Source organism: Achromobacter semiaridum, from assembly GCF_053543755.1.
Genome location: NZ_JBLVOL010000045.1, coordinates 57,053 through 72,552, shown reverse-complemented (window position 1 = coordinate 72,552; position 15,500 = coordinate 57,053). Strand labels below are relative to the sequence as shown.

Below are 15,500 nucleotides of genomic sequence, written 5' to 3'. Positions count from 1 at the left end.
TCACGGTATTTGAAGCCGGGCACCCGCCCGGCGGGCGCGCGCGCCGCGTCTTTCATGAATCGTTCGAGGCGCCGCTGGACAATGGCCAGCACATTTTGTCGGGCGCCTACCGGCATACGCTTGCGCTGATGCGCCGCGTGGGCCGCAACCCCGATGCGCTGCTGATGCGCCGGCCGCTGCGGCTGGCCAGCCTGGACGGGCGCTTTCGCCTGTCCGCGCCCCGGCTGCCTGCGCCCTTGCACATGGCCGCCGCCTTGCTGTTTGCGCGCGGGCTGAGCTGGGCCGACCGCTATGCGTCGCTGCGCCTGATGCGCGGCTTGAAGGCCATGTCCTGGTCGCCGCCGCGCGACTGGACCGTGCTGCATCTGCTGCACTATCACGCGCAATCCGACGCGCTGATCCGGCAAATTTGGGAACCGCTGTGCCTGGCCGCGCTGAACACGCCGTGCGCCACCGCCAGCGCCACACTGTTTGCGCGCGTATTGCGCGACAGCCTGGCGGGCACGCGCGAAGACAGCGATCTGCTGCTGCCCTGCACCGACCTGTCGGCGCTGTGGCCCGACGCAGCGGCGCGCCAGGTCACCATGCGCTATGGCAACACGGTGCGCCAACTGCATCCGTCGGACGACGGCATTGTGGTCAACCAGGAACGCTTTGACGCCGCCGTGCTGGCCGTACCGCCGACCTATGCGGCCCGCTTGCTGGACGCGCCCTTGCGCCAGGCCGGCGCGACCGGCCTGCTGGAAGCGCTGAAGGCGTTCGACTATCTGCCGATCGCCACCCTGAACGTGCGGCTGGCCGAACCCTGGCGGCTGCCGGAACCCATGATGATGCTGCGCGAAGAAGCCGCGCGCGGGCATGTGGGGCAATGGGTGTTCGACCGCGCGCAATTGGCGGGCGACACCAAGGCGGGCGAGCTTGCCGTGGTGGCCAGCGCGGCCACCAGCATTGCCGAACGCAACCGGCGCCAGGTGATCGAAGCGCTGATCGACCAGGTCGCCGAACAGGCGGCGCGCCATCCCGCGCGTTTACCCGCCATGCCGGAAGTGACGGCGGCCGAACTGCTGATTGAAAAGCGCGCCACTTTCGCGGCGCTGCCCGGCCTGACGCGTCCGCTGAACACCACGCCATGGCGCACCCTGGCGCTGGCGGGAGACTGGACCGACACGGGCTACCCCGGCGTGCTGGAAGGCGCGGTGCGCAGCGGCCTGCAAGCCGCTCGCGTGTTGAACCCCCGCGCCGATTGATGGGTGAATGCGGCGGGCGACAGCCCGTCGCCAGCCCCGGCGGCTAGGGCGCATAACACCCACCGCCAAACGCCCTGCTCTTTGCCCCTGGCGCCTACCGCAGCCAGTGCACCGTGGCGATGCCGGCCGCCGTCAGCGCCAACGATCCCACCAGGCTCACGCCCGCATAGCCCAGCGCCGTGCCATACGCGCCGCGTTCAAGCATCGATACGGTTTCCGCCGAGAAGGTGGAAAACGTCGTCAAGCCGCCCATGAACCCGGTGATGGCGCCCAACCGAACCCACGTCGGCCATTCCGGATGCCCGGCTACCAGCGCCAGCGCCACGCCCACGAAATAACCGCCCGCCAGATTCACCGCGAACGTGCCCCATGGCCAGGACTCCACGTTCAGCCACAGGCTGACCAGCCACCGCGTCCAGGCGCCCAGTACGGCGCCCAGGCCCACGGCCAGGAAATTCAACGGGATCAGGGTTTGATAGGCAGTCATAAGTGTCGGGGCGCCAGGCGGGGACAAGGCGCAAGAAAAAGGCCAGCAGCAGCATAACGCGCCGCCCCCGAAGCCGGGCCGAATAAGGGGATCACGGCTGCGCGGCAAACCCGGCGATTTTGCGGCGGCACGCGTTCGAAATCGATTGAAATCAGCGTGTCCCGCAGGCCCTGCCTTTTATACGAGTAATTCTCATTAAATGTTAGAATCCGCCGCTTCAAACCGAATCCCGCATGGACAGTCAACCCACTCCACGGCGCCGGGCCTACTGGCTCAAGACGCTGCATCAATGGCATTGGATCAGCTCGGCGCTATGCCTGCTGGGCATGCTGCTGTTTGCCGTCACCGGCCTCACGCTGAACAACGCGTCGCACATTGAATCCCGTGCGGTGGTGACCAGCCGGCAAGCGCAACTTCCTGCCCCCGAGCTCAAGCAATTGACCGCCCCGCCCGGCCAGAAAAAAGCGCCGCTACCGGCTCCTGTCGCAAAGTGGCTGGACGACACCCTGGATGCCGGCGCGGTGGGCAAGGCCGCCGAATGGTCCGCCGACGAAGTCTACCTGTCGTTGCCCCGCGCGGGCGGCGACGCCTGGCTGTCCATCGACCGCGCCAGCGGCGATGTCGAATACGAGCGCACCGATCGCGGCTGGGTGTCTTACCTGAACGATTTGCACAAGGGCCGCAACACCGGACTGGCCTGGAGCTGGTTCCTGGACATCTTCGCCCTCGCCTGTCTGGTCTTTTCGTTGACCGGGCTGGTGCTGCTGAAAATGCACGCCGGCAACCGCGGCGCCACCTGGCCCATGGTGGGGCTTGGCGTTGTGATTCCCGTCGTCCTCGCGCTGCTCTTCATTCACTGATTTTCATCCACTGATTCCTTCGATCCGCCCCTGGAGATTTCCATGCGCAAACTGTTGTTGTCGGCCCTCTTGGCCGGCGCGATCGCCCGGACGGCCAATGCGGCCGACATCGGCCTGTCCATCGAGGTGCCGCGCCTGGATGTGGCCGAATACCACCGCCCGTACGTCGCGATCTGGATCGAAAACCCCGACCAGAGCGTGGCCGCCGACCTGGCCGTCTGGTACGACGTGGCCAAGAAGAACAACGAAGGCACCGAGTGGCTCAAGGACATGCGCCAATGGTGGCGCCGCAGCGGCCGCAACCAGCAGTTTCCGGTGGACGGCGTCAGCGGCGCGACCAAGCCCGTGGGCAAGCACGCGCTGAGCTTCGACGCGGCTTCCAAGCCCTTGGCATCGCTCAAGCCCGGCCAGTACGCGGTCGTGGTGGAAGCGGCGCGCGAAGTCGGCGGCCGTGAATTACTGCGCATTCCGTTCCAGTGGCCTCCGCAAAAGGCCGAACAGCTGACCGCGCAAGGCGAACACGAACTGGGCGCCATCGCGCTCAACCTCAAACCCTGATGCCCCCCGCATGCCTTCAAGGACCGCAACCATGAAAACCGCCGCCAAACTGGCCGCCGCCCTGGCGCTGTGCCTGCCCTTTGCCGCCCACGCGCATGACGTGTGGATCGTGCCGTCGTCCACCGTGCTGTCGGGCACCGACAGCTGGATCACCGTTGACGCCGCCGTCGGCAACGACAAGTTCTATTTCAACCATGCGCCGATGCGCCTGGACGGCCTGGCCGTCATCGCGCCGGACGGCAAGCCGGCCGACGCCGAAAACCTGAACCGTGGCAAGCTGCGCAGCACGTTCGACCTGCAACTGAAGCAAAGCGGCACCTATCGCGTGGCCGTGGTCAACGACGGCGTGTTTGCGCGCTGGAAGGAAGACGGCAAGAACAAGCGCTACTTCGGCAAGGTCGAAGGCATGGAGCAGGCCGTGCCGGCAAACGCGCAAGAGCTGGAAGTGTCCCAAAGCCTGGGCCGAGTGGAAACGTTCGTCACGGCGGGCAAGCCGTCGACCGTCAAGCCGGTGGGCCGTGGCCTGGAACTGGCGCCGGTCACGCACCCCAACGATTTGTTCACGGACGAAGCGGCCACCTTCCAGATGCTGCTGGACGGCCAGCCCGCCGCCAACCTGGAAGTGAACGTGGTGCCCGGCGGCAGCCGCTATCGCGACAAGGTCGGCGAGATCAAGCTGACCACGGACAAGGACGGCAAGTTCTCGGTCAAGTGGCCGCAGCCTGGCCTGTACTGGATTGAAGCGGGCATGGAAGACGCCAAGGTCAGCGTGCCGAAGGCCACCAAGCGCCGCCTGTCCTACGCCGGCACCGTCGAAGTGCTGCAACCCTAAGGCGCCGCGCGTGTCCGCTGCCCGGTCCTATGCGCCTCGCGGCACGGCGGCTCCCGCCGTGCGCGTGAGCTATGGCGCCATGCCGGCGGCGCGTCCCGCATCACCAGCGTTGTCAGCGTCGCCCGCCTTGTCAGCGTCGCCCGCCTTGTCAGCGTCGCCCGCCTTGTCAGCGTCGCCCGCCTTGTCAGCGTCGCCCGCCTTGTCAGCATCGCCAGCCTTGTCAGCGTCGCCCGCCGTGGCCACGTCGTCCGCGCCGGCCGCGCTGGCTGCCTCGCCCGCACTGCCCGAGCCGGCGGCGTTGGCGGGCGCGACCATGGGCACGACGTGGTCCGCGCGAATGGCGCTGCCAGCCGGCATGGACAGTGACGCCGCGCGCCGCGCTATCCAGGCGGCGCTAGACGACGTCGTGGCGCAGATGAGTACCTGGGAATCGGCCTCCGACATCACGCGGTTCAACCGGGCCCTGCCAAGCTGGCAGGTGCTGCCCGACGGCTTTTTCTACGTGTTGCGCCATGCGCTGGCCTTGGCCGAGGACAGCGGCGGCGCGTATGACCCCACGGTGGGGCCGCTGGTCAATGCGTGGGGATTCGGCCCGCATCAGCGCGCCTTTGAACCGCCCTCGCCTGCCGCCATCGACACGGCGCGCGCCCGTTGCGGTTGGCGCCGCGTGCCGCTGGACGTCGCGCGACAAGCCGCGATGCAGCCTGGCGGCACGTACCTGGATTTGTCTTCCATCGCCAAGGGCCATGGCGTGGACCGCGCCGCCTTGGCGCTGGACGCGCTGGGTGTATCGCAATACCTGGTGGAAGTGGGCGGCGAACTGCGCGCGCGCGGCAAGCGGCCCGATGGCCAGGCCTGGCGGGTTGCGATCGAGGTGCCGGATGCCAGCGACAACCACGCGCTGGCCTTGCCACTGCAAAACCTTTGCATCGCCACATCGGGCGACTATCGACGGCACGCCGGCAGCGGCGACGCGCGCTATGCCCACACCATCGATCCGCGTAGCGGGCAGCCGGTGCGCAACAACGTGGCGTCCGTGTCCGTGCTGCACGCCGAGTGCATGCAGGCCGATGCCCTGGCCACGGTGTTGACGGTGCTGGGCGAAGCCGACGGCCTGGCCTACGCCCGCCGCCACGACCTGGCGGCCCTGTTCATTCTGCGCGACGCGCGCGAATACCGCGTCGTCGCCACCCCGGCGTTTCAGGCGCTGGCTCAAGCTTGCTGACCCGATGAGCGCCACCCGATTGTTCGCCGCAGCGTGCGTGGTGGCAGTGTGGCTGTTGCTATGTCTGTGGGCATGGCGGCGAGCGCGGCGGCATCAGGCCAGCCAGGCGCGGGCGCTGGCCGCCTTGAGCCTGAACGCCCACGGGGGTACTGCATCCAATGCCTTGCTGATCGCGTATGCCAGCCAGACGGGCTATGCGGAGGCCCTGGCCGAACAAACCGCGCAATCACTGCGCGCGGGCGGCCTGACGGTGCATGTGGCGTCGCTGGGGCAGCTGGATGTGGCGCGCTTGTCGGGGCAATCGCCCGCCTACCGCCGCGTGCTGTTCGTGGTCAGCACCTATGGTGAAGGCGATCCGCCCGACGCCGCTGCCGCCTTCGCCAGCCAGATGCAAGCCGCGCCCTCGCGCGCATTGGCCGGCGTGCAGGTCGCGGTGCTGGCGCTGGGCGATAGCGAATACACGCGGTTCTGCGGTTTTGGGCATCAGCTGAACGACTGGCTGCACGCCCAGGGCGCCACGCCCTTGTTCGACATGGTGGAAGTGGACAACGGCGACCCCGCTGCGCTGCGTCACTGGCAACATCACCTGGGCCTGTTGACCGGCCGCAGCGACCTGCCGGACTGGCAGGCGCCGGATTACGAACCGTGGCGGCTCGCGGCGCGCACATTGCAGAACCCCGGCAGCGCTGGCGGCCCTTGCTACCTGTTGACGTTGACGCCCCCCGCCCACGGCAAGCCGGAATGGCTTGCCGGTGACATCGCGGAAATCGGGCCCCGGCTACAGCGCGACGGGCCGCTGCAAACGCACCGCGAATATTCCATTGCATCGCTGCCGGAAGACGGCGCCATCGATCTGCTGGTGCGCCAGATGCCCGGGGCAGACGGTGGCCTGGGCGTAGGTAGCGGCTGGCTGACGCAGGTGGCGCAGGTGGGCGATCAGATCGATCTGCGCGTACGCACCAATCGCAACTTCCATGCGCCGGACGATGGCCGCCCGATGATATTGGTGGGTAACGGCACCGGGCTGGCCGGGCTGCGCGCGCTGATCAAGGCACGACGCGCGGCGGGGCATCGACGCAACTGGCTGATCTTCGGCGAACGCAACGCCGCGCACGATGCGTTTTGCCGCGCCGACATCGACGTCTGGAAAGCGGACGGCACGCTGGAACGCGTGGACACCGTTTATTCGCGCGACCAATCCCGGCGCCGCTACGTGCAAGACGCGCTGCGCGAGCAAGCCGATGCGTTACGCGCCTGGGTAGCGGACGGCGCCGCCATCTACGTCTGCGGCAGCCTGCAAGGCATGGCGTCCGGGGTAGACACGGCACTGCAAGACGTGCTGGGCGACGACGCCTTGCAGGCGTTGCTGCACGCCGGCCGTTACCGGCGCGACGTGTACTAAGGCTACGGCGCTGCGCACGATGCCATCGCAGCCGGGGCCTGCCGCAGCCCGGCCCCAATTGCTGATTGCGGCTTGATCTCGCGCAGATCGATCTGATCGCAGCTTGATCGCATCACAGCCGGCTCTCCTCACAGCCAGCTCTCATTGCAGCTTGATCTGCGCGCGGTCGATCACCGTTTTCCAGCGATCGCGTTCCGTGCGAATCTGTTCCGCGAATTCCGCCGGCGTATTGCCCAATGCAAAGGCGCCCGTTTCCTCCATCTTGGCGGCCGTGGCCGGGTCGCGCACCGCTTGCGCAAACGCCTTGGCCAGCTTGTCACGCACCTCCGCGGGCATGCCGGCCGGGCCCACCACGCCATACCAGGCCGTGACGTCGTAATCCTTGTAGCCCTGCTCGGCGAACGTCGGCACATCGGGCAGGCGCGGGTTGCGCTCGGTGCCCGTGATGGCCAGCGGGTGCAGATGCTTGCTTTTCACATACGGCAACGACGACGGGAAATTATCGAAGATGACGGGCACCACGCCGCCCACCGTATCGGTTAGCGCCGGCGCCGAGCCCCGGTACGAAATGCTGTTCATCTTGCCGCCGATGATCTGCAAGAACCAGATCATGCCCAGATCGTTCACCCCGCCCGCGCCCGCGTTGGCGTAGCCGTCCTTGTTCGGATTGGCGCGCACATGCGCCACAAAATCGGCCAGCGTGCGTGCCGGATAGCTCGGGTTGACGCTAAGAATATTGGGGCTGGTGACCAGATTGCTGATCGGCGTGAAATCCTTGACCGGGTCGTACGCCAGATTCGGGAACAGGTGCGGCGCGGTGCCGTGCGTGCTGACGGTGGCCAGCCCTACGGTGTAGCCGTCGGGCTTGGCGCGCGCCGTGGCCGCCATGCCGATGGTGCCGGATGCGCCCGTACGGTTTTCCACCACGATCTGCTGGCCCAGAATTTCGCCCGCCTTGGCCGCTGCCACCCGGCCGACAATGTCGGTGGGCCCGCCCGCCGGGAACGGCACGATCAGCGTAATGGGATGGTCCGGGAACGCGGCGTGGGCAGTGGGCAGCAGCGCCGCCAGCGCCAGGGCAATCAATGTCTTCTGCATCATGATGGGTTTGTCTCCTTGGGGGTTTTGTCAGGGGCTTCGCGCCGCAAGATCTTGCCGGGGCGGTTCATGCCCGGGGTTTCGGGGAATACCTGTTGGCCATTGACCAGCACGTGTTCAACGCCAATGGATGGCAGCGTCGGCGCATCCCAGGTGGCGCGGTCGGCCACGGTGTCCGCGTCGAACACCACGATGTCCGCCCAGGCGCCCACGCTGAGCTGGCCTCGCCCGGACAGCCCGAACACGCGCGCGGGCAATGCCGTCATCTTGGCCACGGCGGCTTCAAGCGTCAGCAATTCGGCCTCGCGCACATAGCGGCCCAGCACCCGGGTAAAGCTGCCCCACAGGCGCGGATGCGGGTGCGCGTCATTGGGCAGGCCATCCGACCCGACCATGCAGCATTCGTGTTGAAAGATGCGCTGCACTTCGGCCTCGTCCATGGCGAAGTAAATGGCGCCGGCCGGGCACAGCCGCTGTGCGGCCTGCATCTTGTCGCAGCCCCAGCGCGCGGCAATGTCGGACAACGATTCGCCGCTGCATTCGGGATGCGGCACCGACCAGGTGATGCGGATGTCGTCGATGCTGTCGGCGCGTTCGGGAATCAGGATCGTCGAGCTGCCGGGATACGGGTAGATGTCCAGCGCCACGTCGATGCCTTCGGCGCGCGCGCGGTCGATGTTGGCCAGCGTGGCCCGACTTTTGCCCCAGTTGCGCGGCATCATGCACTTGTGGTGCGACAGCACCGTGGCGCAGCCCGTGTTGCGGCCCACGGACAGCACCTCGTCCACGGCGGCTTCCACCTCGTCGCCTTCGTTGCGGATGTGGCTGGTGTGCAGCGCGCCGTGCGCGGCCGCCACGCGGGCCAAGCCGTCCAGTTCGTGCTGTTGTGCAACGCCGCCCGGCTGGTAGGCCAACCCTGTGCTGAAACCCACCGCGCCGGCCGTCAACGCATCGTCCAGCATGCGCTGCATGGTGTCCTGCTCGTCCGGGCTTGGCGTGGCGGCCGGGTCGCGCATGGCGGCCAGGCGCAGGTTGGCGTGGCCGACCAGCGCCGCGACGTTGATCATGGGTTGCTGCGCGCGCAGCGTATCGAAGTACGCGTGCATGTCGGCAAACAACGGCGTTTCGCCCAGCAGCGCCAAGGCCGCCGCGGTGTTGCCCGGCAAGGGCGCGGGCGCGCCACTGACGCCGCAATTGCCCACCACCACCGACGTAATGCCCTGGCTGGTCTTCCACGGCAAGCCGGGCTTTTCCACGAACATCAAGTCGTCGTGACCGTGCGAGTCGATGAAGCCGGGCGCCACGATCTTGCCGCGCGCGTCGAGGCGGCGCGTGGCCTGGGCATGGGCCAGACTGCCGATGGCCACCACGCGTTCGTCCTTCACGCCTATGTCCGCCAGCCGTCGCGGGCCGCCCAGGCCATCGATGACCCAGCCGCCTTCAATGATCAGATCCAATTTTCCGTGGTCCATGTGTGCCCTGCCTGGATGAAGCCCCTAGTATCGTCCGGGGGATCAATCTGGAAAAATTGTTTTTATTGATCCATCTATCGTGGTTTGAAATGAATCGCCTGCCCAAGCATGTCACGTTGAAGCACCTGACCGCGTTTGTGGCGGTGGCCCAGGAATCCAGCTTCACGCACGCCGCCAAGCGGCTGTTCCAGACCCAATCGTCCGTGACAAGCCTGGTGCGGCAGCTGGAAGACGCGCTGGCCACGCAGCTGTTCGCACGCACCAGCCGGCGCGTGTTGCTGACCGCGGCAGGTGAAGAATTCTTGCCGCGCGTGATGCGCTTGCTGGCCGATTTTGATGGCGTGATCGAAGACGTGGTGCGCTATGGCGCGCTGGAGCGCGGGCGCGTGGGCGTGGCGGCCGCACCGTCGGCCATCACCGAAATCATTGCGCCGGCGGCGGCGGCATTCGCGGCGCAATATCCCGCCGTGCGGCTATATCTAAGCGACGATAATTCCGGCCGCATCCAGCGCAAGGTGGCCGCGCGCGAGGTGGACTTCGGTCTGACCAGCCGGTGGGCCGATGCGCCCGGGCTGCACTTTGAGCCCTTGCTGGAAGACCGCTTCGGCGTGTTGTATCGGGCCGATGACCCGCATCTGACGCCGGGGCGGGACGGCACGATGCGGTGGTCGGATCTGGCGGGGCGCAAATTGGTGGGGGTGGTGGACGAAACCGGCATCATGGCGCTGCTGCGCGCCCGCGCCGACCTGCCCATCGAAGCCGGCGCCCCTTTCTACGAAGCGTCCAGCACCACGTCGCAGGCGGCGCTGGTCAAGGCCGGGCTGGGCGTGGCGCTGTTGCCGGCACTGGCCGCCGCCCGGGTACAGGAACCCGGCTTGGCCTATGCGCTGCTGGCTCGCCCGACGGTGGTGCGAACCGTATGCGTCATCCGCCACAAGGAATACCCGACCAGCCCGGCTGCGCAGGCGCTGATCCGCGCGATCCACGATTACCTGCGCAGCGCGGCGCTACCCGCCGGGTGCAAGCGCGTGCCGGCAAGCCGCAAGACGTTGACCGAGTTGCCGCTGACGTAGCGGCGGCGATTGCGCGATGCGCTATGCCTGGCCGGTGCGCAGCTTTTCGTCCAGCGCCGCCAGCCCCGCCGCGAATACATTCTGCCCCACGGCGCGGGCCACATCGGCAAGCTCGGCGCCTTCGACACGGAAGTCCGCCCACCATTGCACCAGCGTGTGTTCGCCCGATGCCTGCCCAGACTCCGTGATGCGATGCAAGGACACCCCCGCCGTGTAGTCGCGCATGGGCAGGTCGGTTTCAATGATCGAATAGCGCAGTGCCGCGTTGGGATCGTCCAGCATCAACAACTGCTCGCGCACAAAGCCTGATGGCTCAAGAGTCAGATACCGCACGCTGCCGACCGCGTCATGGCGCCCGTCCGCTTCCAGGCGGCTTTGCGCCACGCCCGGATGCCAGGCGGCCAAGCCGTCGAAATCGCGAAAGCACGGCCACGCCTTTTCAAGCGGTGCGTGGATAACGGCACTGACGAAGACGGTATGCGACATGAGAACCTCAGAAGGTCAGGTTTTTGAATTCGCGGGTGGCGGCGGTCAAGGCCAGTTCCGTGGGCAGGCGTTCCATCGAGCTGGCGCCGTAGAAACCATGGCATTGCTTGCAGTGGCGCAGCACGTAAGCCGCGTCCTCCGGGGTGGCGATAGGCCCGCCGTGGCACAGCACGATGATATCCGGGCGCACCGCCAGCGCGGCATCGGCAATGCGGTCGATGGCGGCGACGCAATCGTCCAGTGTCTGCGACGTTTCCGCGCCGATGGAGCCGCCCGTCGTCAGGCCCATGTGCGCGACGATGATGTCCGCGCCCGCTTTCGACATGGCCACGGCGTCGTCCTCGTTGAAAACGTACGGCGTGGTCAGCATGCCCTTTTGGTGGGCCAGGCGGATCATGTCGACTTCCAGCGCGTAGCCCATGCCGGTTTCTTCAAGATTGGCGCGAAACGTGCCGTCGATCAGGCCAACGGTGGGAAAGTTCTGCACGCCGGCAAAGCCCTGGCGTTTCAGGTCGTCCAGGAACACATCGAAATCGCAGAACGGGTCGGTGCCGTTCACGCCGGCCAGCACGGGCGTCTTCTTGACCACCGGCAGCACTTCGCGCCCCATGTCCACCACGATCTCGTTGGCGTTGCCGTAGGCCAGCAAGCCGGCCAGCGACCCGCGTCCCGCCATGCGATAGCGCCCCGAGTTATAGATGACGATCAGGTCGATGCCACCCGCTTCCTCGCACTTGGCCGACAAGCCCGTGCCGGCGCCACCGCCCACAATCGGCGTACGGGCGCGCACCATGGCGCGGAACTTGTCCAGCAGTTCGTTACGGTCAAAACGCGGCATGGGGGCCTTCCTTAATGCTTAATGGGTAGCGAATTCAATGGGGTAGCGAATTCAATGGGTGGCGATGGCAAGAAATTGGTCCACCGCCGTGCTGGCGAACAGCGTGTCGTTGATATGGCAGGGTACGCGCACCAGGCGGCGGTCGGCGGTCTGGACCACATTGGCCTCCAGCGCCGCGAACAAGGCGGCGTCGGCCTCGGGGTTCCAGAACGCCTGGCCCGGTGCATCCAGCGCCGACACGCCGCCTTCCGGTATCAAGAAGCGCACGGGGCCATTGCATTGGTTCAACTTCGCGGCGATCCACTCGCCCTGTTGTCGGTTTTCCTCGACCGTGGTGCGCATCAGCGTCACCTGCGGATTATGCGGATAGAACTGGCGGCCCTGATAGCGTGCAGGAACGGTATCCATGCCACCGAAATTGACCATATCCAACGCGCCGCAAGACCCCACATAGGGCGCGCCCGTGCGAGCCACGGCGCCGAAGCGGTCTTCCGTGCAGGCAAGCACGCCGCCAAAGAGAAAGTCGCAGACTTCGGTGGTCGTCAGGTCCAGCACGCCGGCCAGCAAGCCGCTGTCCAACAGCTTTTCCATCGATTGCCCGCCCGTGCCGGTGGCGTGGAACACCAGGCAGTCATAGCGCGATTCCAGCAGCGGGGTCACCTGCTGCACGCATGCCGTCGTGACGCCGAACATGGTGATGCCCACGGCGGGGCGGCCGTCATTGTCGGTGGCGCTGGCGGCGGCCATGCGGTGCGCGCCCGCAATGGCGCCGGCCGCATTGGCCAGCACGCGGCGCGAAATGCGGTTAAGCCCCGCCACGTCCGTCACGGAATACATCATCGCGATATCGGACGGGCCGACATAGGGCGCGACGTTGCCCGATGCCATCGTGGACACCATTACCTTGGGCGTGCCGATGGGCAGCGCGCGCATGGCCGGCGCGATCAGCGCCGTGCCGCCGGAACCGCCCAGCCCCAACAGCGCGCCAATGCCGGCATGGCCGGCCACGTAGCGCTCGAACGCCAGCGCCATGGCCGCGATGGCCGTGCCGCGATCACCGGTGAACACCGCTTCCGCCCCGCCCGGGTGGCTGGCGGCGACGTCGCGCGCCTGGATCCGCGCTGCGCTGGGCGCGCCCGTGGTGGACACGTCCACCGACACCACTTCCACGCCGTCGCGGCGCAGCAGGTCAACGACGTACTCGGCTTCCTGGCCCTTGGTGTCATAGGTGGCGGCAACAAATACCCGCCGGTTCGAATGCGTCATGGCTCCTCCGCGGGCGGCTACACTCGGTGCGCGCCTCGATATGTGAGGCCCTGAAGGCCTGTGTAGAATCAAGAAATGAGACGAAAGAATCATACTGAGACGCCTGTCTCACGTCAAACCCCCGCCGTACCGGAAAGCTGTTCGGCCACCAGCGGCACGGCCCGGCTGATCGCCCCCGCCAGCCGCCAAGCCGAAGCCAGCGGCGAACCGCCGCACGGGCCGCGCGCGCGCATGCGCAAGACCTTGCTGGACGCGGCGCAACAGCTGATGGCTCATGGCATCACCCCATCGGTGGCGGAATTGGCGGAACACGCCAAGGTGTCGCGCGCGACTGCGTACCGCTACTTTCCCAGCCAAAGCGCATTGATCGCGGCGGTGGTGGACGAAAGCCTGGGCCCCATCCTGGCCTGGGATTCCGACTCATCCGACGCAGCCGCCCGTGTCGACGAACTGCTGCGCTTTGCCTACCCCCGGCTGGCGTCCCATGAGGCGCCGTTGCGCGCGGCCATCATGGTGTCGCTACAGCAGCATGCACAAGCCAACGCCGGCAAGGACGCGGCCGAGCCCCGACTGGTACGCGGCCATCGCGTCGACATCCTCAAGCGGGCGATCGCGCCGCTGGCGCAGACATTGACGCCCGCGCACCAGGACCGCGTGGCGCAAGCGCTGTCGCTGGTGTATGGCACCGAAGTGTTCCTGGTGTTGAAAGACATCTGGCAATTGGACCTGCCCGCCGTCACGGACGTGGTGCGCTGGACGGCCAACGCCATCATCACGCAGGCGCTGGCCGAGGCGGGCGCGGGCACCGGGGGGGCCACGGGCGTGGGCAAGGGCAAGGGCGGCAGCAAGGCCAAGAAATAAGCGCGCGCGTCGTATCGGGGCTGCCTGCTGTCATGCCCGCGTCACTCGTCGTGGGCATAGTTCCGCGTTTTGCGGCCCGCCGTTGCGGGTCGCCAGACGTTGGAGTGTGTCCATGCAGTTCGAAGTATCCCGCGTGCGGCGGGCCATTTTGCCCTTGTCGCTGGCTTGCGTCACCTTGTTGAGCGCCTGCGGCGGTAGCGACGACGACGAAGAACCCGTCGCGCCGCCCACCCCGCCCGCGATCACCGAGCCGGCCCCGCCGGTAGAACCCGCCAAGCCCGTCGAAACCGGCGCCTGGTCCACGGGCGACCTGCACGTGCACACCTATCAGTCCGACGACGCACAGGTCAGCCTGGAAAGCGCGCTGGACCAGGCCTTTGACCGCTACAAGCTGGATTGGGCGGCCATTTCAAACCATCTGCGGCTATCGGGGCGCGACCATACCGGCACCACGCTGGCGGGCGGCGCCATCCCGTTTTCCACCGGCATGGCGCAGTATGAAGTGCCCTTCATCAAGACCGCGCAGGCCGCCGGCCGTTATGCCGACAAGATTATCTTCTCGTCGTTCGAATGGGACATGCCGACGCATGACCACGTGAACATCGGCATCGGCACCGACGACCCGCTGTCGGCCAAGTCACTGCAAGCCGTGGCGGAGTTCGAATACCTGTTCACCAACCGGGCCCCCGCGCTGTTCGACCCCCTGCTGGTGTCGCGCCTGTCGGGCCAGACCCGTGCCTACACCACGCATGCCGATTCGCTGGCGGCGCTGACGTGGCTGCGCGACAAGCATCCCGACAGCTACATGCTGCTGAACCACCCGTCGCGGTACGCGGGCAAGTACACCGCCGCGCAGTTGCGCGAAATGAACGACCTGGCGCCCGGCATCTTCTTCGCCATCGAAGGCATGGTCGGCAACCAGATGGAACCGGATCGCGGCGGCTACGCCACGGCCTATACCAACGCCTTCCTGCCCAACCGCACGTATGGCGGCGTGGACTATCTGGTGGCGCACCTGGGCGGAACCTGGGACGCGCTGCTGGGCGAAGGCCGACGCATCTGGACGGTGGCCGATTCCGACTTCCACTTCCGCACCGCCTCAGGGCTGTACAGCTCGGGCTACGCGCCGGGCGAATACGCCAAGACGCATGTATGGAAGGACGGCGACGACATGAAGGCGGTGGTGGCCGGCTTGAAAAGCGGCCGGGTCTTCGGCGTGTTCGGCGACCTGATCGATGCGCTGGACTTCCAGGCGCAAGGCGCGGCCGGCGTCGTGCACATGGGCGGTGAATTGCAAGCGACGAAGGGCGAAAAGGTGGAGGTCACCATCCGCTTTCGCAGCCCGGACAGCAACCATTACGAATACCCGATCGAAAGCGGCAACCCCACTTACGTCAAGCCCACCGTCAACCACGTGGACCTGATCGTGGGCGACGTCGGTGCACGCGCCGCCGCCGGCACGCCGGGATATGACGCCGACACCAACCCGTCCACGCGCGTGCTGGCCCGGTACACACGCGCCGACTGGACGGTGGACGCCGACGGCTACAACGTCATCAAGACCACGATCACGGCGGACAAGAGCCAGTACCTGCGTCTGCGCGGCACCAATCTTGGCGTTGACGTTGCCGGCGAGACCGCGGCCGGTGAACCGCTGCCCGACGCCAAGGTGGACCTGGCCGACAATGTGGCGCGCTTTAACGCCATCAACGCGCGCAACTACAACGACCTGTGGTTCTATTCGAACCCGGTGTTCGTGACGGTTGCACAGTAAGTCCCGCAAGGAGCATATAAA

Annotated in this window: 16 protein-coding genes; 9 read left to right on the top strand and 7 right to left on the bottom strand. The window is 66.9% G+C overall.

The genetic code is table 11. From position 1 onward, the window contains the following. Window positions 1-1,247: hydroxysqualene dehydroxylase HpnE (gene hpnE / locus ACNPP0_RS13595; RefSeq protein WP_448706176.1), on the top strand; the 1,247-nt coding region annotated here is incomplete at its 5' end. A 94-nt stretch (window positions 1,248-1,341) separates the two neighbouring features. On the opposite strand, the gene crcB is transcribed toward hpnE, so the two are convergent. Continuing rightward, entirely contained in the window at window positions 1,342-1,734 is a 393-nt protein-coding gene (gene crcB, locus ACNPP0_RS13590) for a fluoride efflux transporter CrcB (RefSeq protein ID WP_332608729.1), read from the bottom strand. A 233-nt stretch (window positions 1,735-1,967) separates the two neighbouring features. Here crcB and ACNPP0_RS13585 point away from each other — a divergent pair, with 233 nt between their 5' ends. The 3 genes from ACNPP0_RS13585 to ACNPP0_RS13575 are packed head-to-tail and all read left to right on the top strand — an operon-like array spanning window position 1,968 to window position 3,984. Beyond that, window positions 1,968-2,594: a PepSY-associated TM helix domain-containing protein gene (locus ACNPP0_RS13585; protein ID WP_448706175.1), complete on the top strand. Its 627-nt coding sequence runs from the start codon at window positions 1,968-1,970 to the stop codon at window positions 2,592-2,594. Window positions 2,595-2,636: 42 nt separating this feature from the next. Then, a complete protein-coding gene (locus ACNPP0_RS13580) occupies window positions 2,637-3,152 on the top strand; it encodes a DUF2271 domain-containing protein (RefSeq protein WP_332608731.1) in 516 nt (171 codons plus the stop codon). A 31-nt stretch (window positions 3,153-3,183) separates the two neighbouring features. After that, a complete protein-coding gene (locus tag ACNPP0_RS13575) occupies window positions 3,184-3,984 on the top strand; it encodes a DUF4198 domain-containing protein (protein WP_448706174.1) in 801 nt (266 codons plus the stop codon). Window positions 3,985-4,053: 69 nt separating this feature from the next. On the opposite strand, the gene ACNPP0_RS13570 is transcribed toward ACNPP0_RS13575, so the two are convergent. Then, window positions 4,054-4,341, bottom strand: coding sequence for a hypothetical protein (locus ACNPP0_RS13570; RefSeq protein WP_448706194.1), 288 nt, complete (start codon window positions 4,339-4,341; stop codon window positions 4,054-4,056). On the opposite strand from ACNPP0_RS13570, the gene ACNPP0_RS13565 reads away from it, so the two are divergent. Both ACNPP0_RS13565 and ACNPP0_RS13560 read left to right on the top strand, forming a co-directional pair. Continuing rightward, window positions 4,247-5,209, top strand: a complete 963-nt coding sequence (locus ACNPP0_RS13565) for an FAD:protein FMN transferase (protein ID WP_448706193.1) — start codon at window positions 4,247-4,249, stop codon at window positions 5,207-5,209. The two genes, ACNPP0_RS13570 and ACNPP0_RS13565, sit on opposite strands and share 95 nt — an antisense overlap. Before the next feature lie 4 nt (window positions 5,210-5,213). Further along, complete coding sequence (locus ACNPP0_RS13560) at window positions 5,214-6,611, top strand: sulfite reductase subunit alpha (RefSeq protein ID WP_448706173.1); 1,398 nt, start codon at window positions 5,214-5,216, stop codon at window positions 6,609-6,611. Window positions 6,612-6,752: 141 nt separating this feature from the next. Here the strand turns inward: ACNPP0_RS13560 and ACNPP0_RS13555 are convergent, their stop codons facing one another. Together ACNPP0_RS13555 and ACNPP0_RS13550 are read right to left on the bottom strand one after the other, a co-directional pair. After that, window positions 6,753-7,712, bottom strand: a complete 960-nt coding sequence (locus ACNPP0_RS13555; protein ID WP_332608735.1) for a tripartite tricarboxylate transporter substrate binding protein BugE — start codon at window positions 7,710-7,712, stop codon at window positions 6,753-6,755. Next, the gene (locus tag ACNPP0_RS13550; RefSeq protein ID WP_448706172.1) at window positions 7,709-9,181 is read right to left on the bottom strand and encodes an N-acyl-D-amino-acid deacylase family protein; all 1,473 of its coding nucleotides are present in this window, start codon (window positions 9,179-9,181) and stop codon (window positions 7,709-7,711) included. Before ACNPP0_RS13550 ends, ACNPP0_RS13555 begins: the two co-directional genes overlap by 4 nt. 89 nt (window positions 9,182-9,270) lie before the next feature. On the opposite strand from ACNPP0_RS13550, the gene ACNPP0_RS13545 reads away from it, so the two are divergent. Next, on the top strand, window positions 9,271-10,254 hold the full coding sequence (locus ACNPP0_RS13545; RefSeq protein ID WP_332608737.1) for a LysR family transcriptional regulator: 984 nt from the start codon (window positions 9,271-9,273) through the stop codon (window positions 10,252-10,254). Between the two features lie 21 nt (window positions 10,255-10,275). Here the strand turns inward: ACNPP0_RS13545 and ACNPP0_RS13540 are convergent, their stop codons facing one another. The 3 genes from ACNPP0_RS13540 to ACNPP0_RS13530 are packed head-to-tail and all read right to left on the bottom strand — an operon-like array spanning window position 10,276 to window position 12,844. Beyond that, entirely contained in the window at window positions 10,276-10,740 is a 465-nt protein-coding gene (locus ACNPP0_RS13540; protein ID WP_332608738.1) for an SRPBCC family protein, read from the bottom strand. Window positions 10,741-10,747: 7 nt separating this feature from the next. Beyond that, window positions 10,748-11,578, bottom strand: coding sequence for a phosphoenolpyruvate hydrolase family protein (locus ACNPP0_RS13535; protein WP_314358703.1), 831 nt, complete (start codon window positions 11,576-11,578; stop codon window positions 10,748-10,750). A 51-nt stretch (window positions 11,579-11,629) separates the two neighbouring features. After that, window positions 11,630-12,844: a Tm-1-like ATP-binding domain-containing protein gene (locus ACNPP0_RS13530; RefSeq protein ID WP_448706171.1), complete on the bottom strand. Its 1,215-nt coding sequence runs from the start codon at window positions 12,842-12,844 to the stop codon at window positions 11,630-11,632. A 165-nt stretch (window positions 12,845-13,009) separates the two neighbouring features. Here ACNPP0_RS13530 and ACNPP0_RS13525 point away from each other — a divergent pair, with 165 nt between their 5' ends. Together ACNPP0_RS13525 and ACNPP0_RS13520 are read left to right on the top strand one after the other, a co-directional pair. Then, window positions 13,010-13,705, top strand: a complete 696-nt coding sequence (locus ACNPP0_RS13525; protein ID WP_448706192.1) for a TetR/AcrR family transcriptional regulator — start codon at window positions 13,010-13,012, stop codon at window positions 13,703-13,705. Between the two features lie 112 nt (window positions 13,706-13,817). Next, the gene (locus ACNPP0_RS13520; protein WP_448706170.1) at window positions 13,818-15,479 is read left to right on the top strand and encodes an S-layer protein; all 1,662 of its coding nucleotides are present in this window, start codon (window positions 13,818-13,820) and stop codon (window positions 15,477-15,479) included. Window positions 15,480-15,500: the final 21 nt, after the last annotated feature.

Bases quoted from the DNA above. Each gene is read 5' to 3' on its own strand.
- crcB (WP_332608729.1), bottom strand. From the start codon at position 1,734: ATGACTGCCTATCAAACCCTGATCCCGTTGAATTTCCTGGCCGTGGGC.
- ACNPP0_RS13585 (WP_448706175.1), top strand. From the start codon at position 1,968: ATGGACAGTCAACCCACTCCACGGCGCCGGGCCTACTGGCTCAAGACG.
- ACNPP0_RS13580 (WP_332608731.1), top strand. From the start codon at position 2,637: ATGCGCAAACTGTTGTTGTCGGCCCTCTTGGCCGGCGCGATCGCCCGG.
- ACNPP0_RS13575 (WP_448706174.1), top strand. From the start codon at position 3,184: ATGAAAACCGCCGCCAAACTGGCCGCCGCCCTGGCGCTGTGCCTGCCC.
- ACNPP0_RS13570 (WP_448706194.1), bottom strand. From the start codon at position 4,341: ATGCCGGCTGGCAGCGCCATTCGCGCGGACCACGTCGTGCCCATGGTC.
- ACNPP0_RS13560 (WP_448706173.1), top strand. From the start codon at position 5,214: ATGAGCGCCACCCGATTGTTCGCCGCAGCGTGCGTGGTGGCAGTGTGG.
- ACNPP0_RS13555 (WP_332608735.1), bottom strand. From the start codon at position 7,712: ATGATGCAGAAGACATTGATTGCCCTGGCGCTGGCGGCGCTGCTGCCC.
- ACNPP0_RS13550 (WP_448706172.1), bottom strand. From the start codon at position 9,181: ATGGACCACGGAAAATTGGATCTGATCATTGAAGGCGGCTGGGTCATC.
- ACNPP0_RS13545 (WP_332608737.1), top strand. From the start codon at position 9,271: ATGAATCGCCTGCCCAAGCATGTCACGTTGAAGCACCTGACCGCGTTT.
- ACNPP0_RS13540 (WP_332608738.1), bottom strand. From the start codon at position 10,740: ATGTCGCATACCGTCTTCGTCAGTGCCGTTATCCACGCACCGCTTGAA.
- ACNPP0_RS13535 (WP_314358703.1), bottom strand. From the start codon at position 11,578: ATGCCGCGTTTTGACCGTAACGAACTGCTGGACAAGTTCCGCGCCATG.
- ACNPP0_RS13530 (WP_448706171.1), bottom strand. From the start codon at position 12,844: ATGACGCATTCGAACCGGCGGGTATTTGTTGCCGCCACCTATGACACC.
- ACNPP0_RS13520 (WP_448706170.1), top strand. From the start codon at position 13,818: ATGCAGTTCGAAGTATCCCGCGTGCGGCGGGCCATTTTGCCCTTGTCG.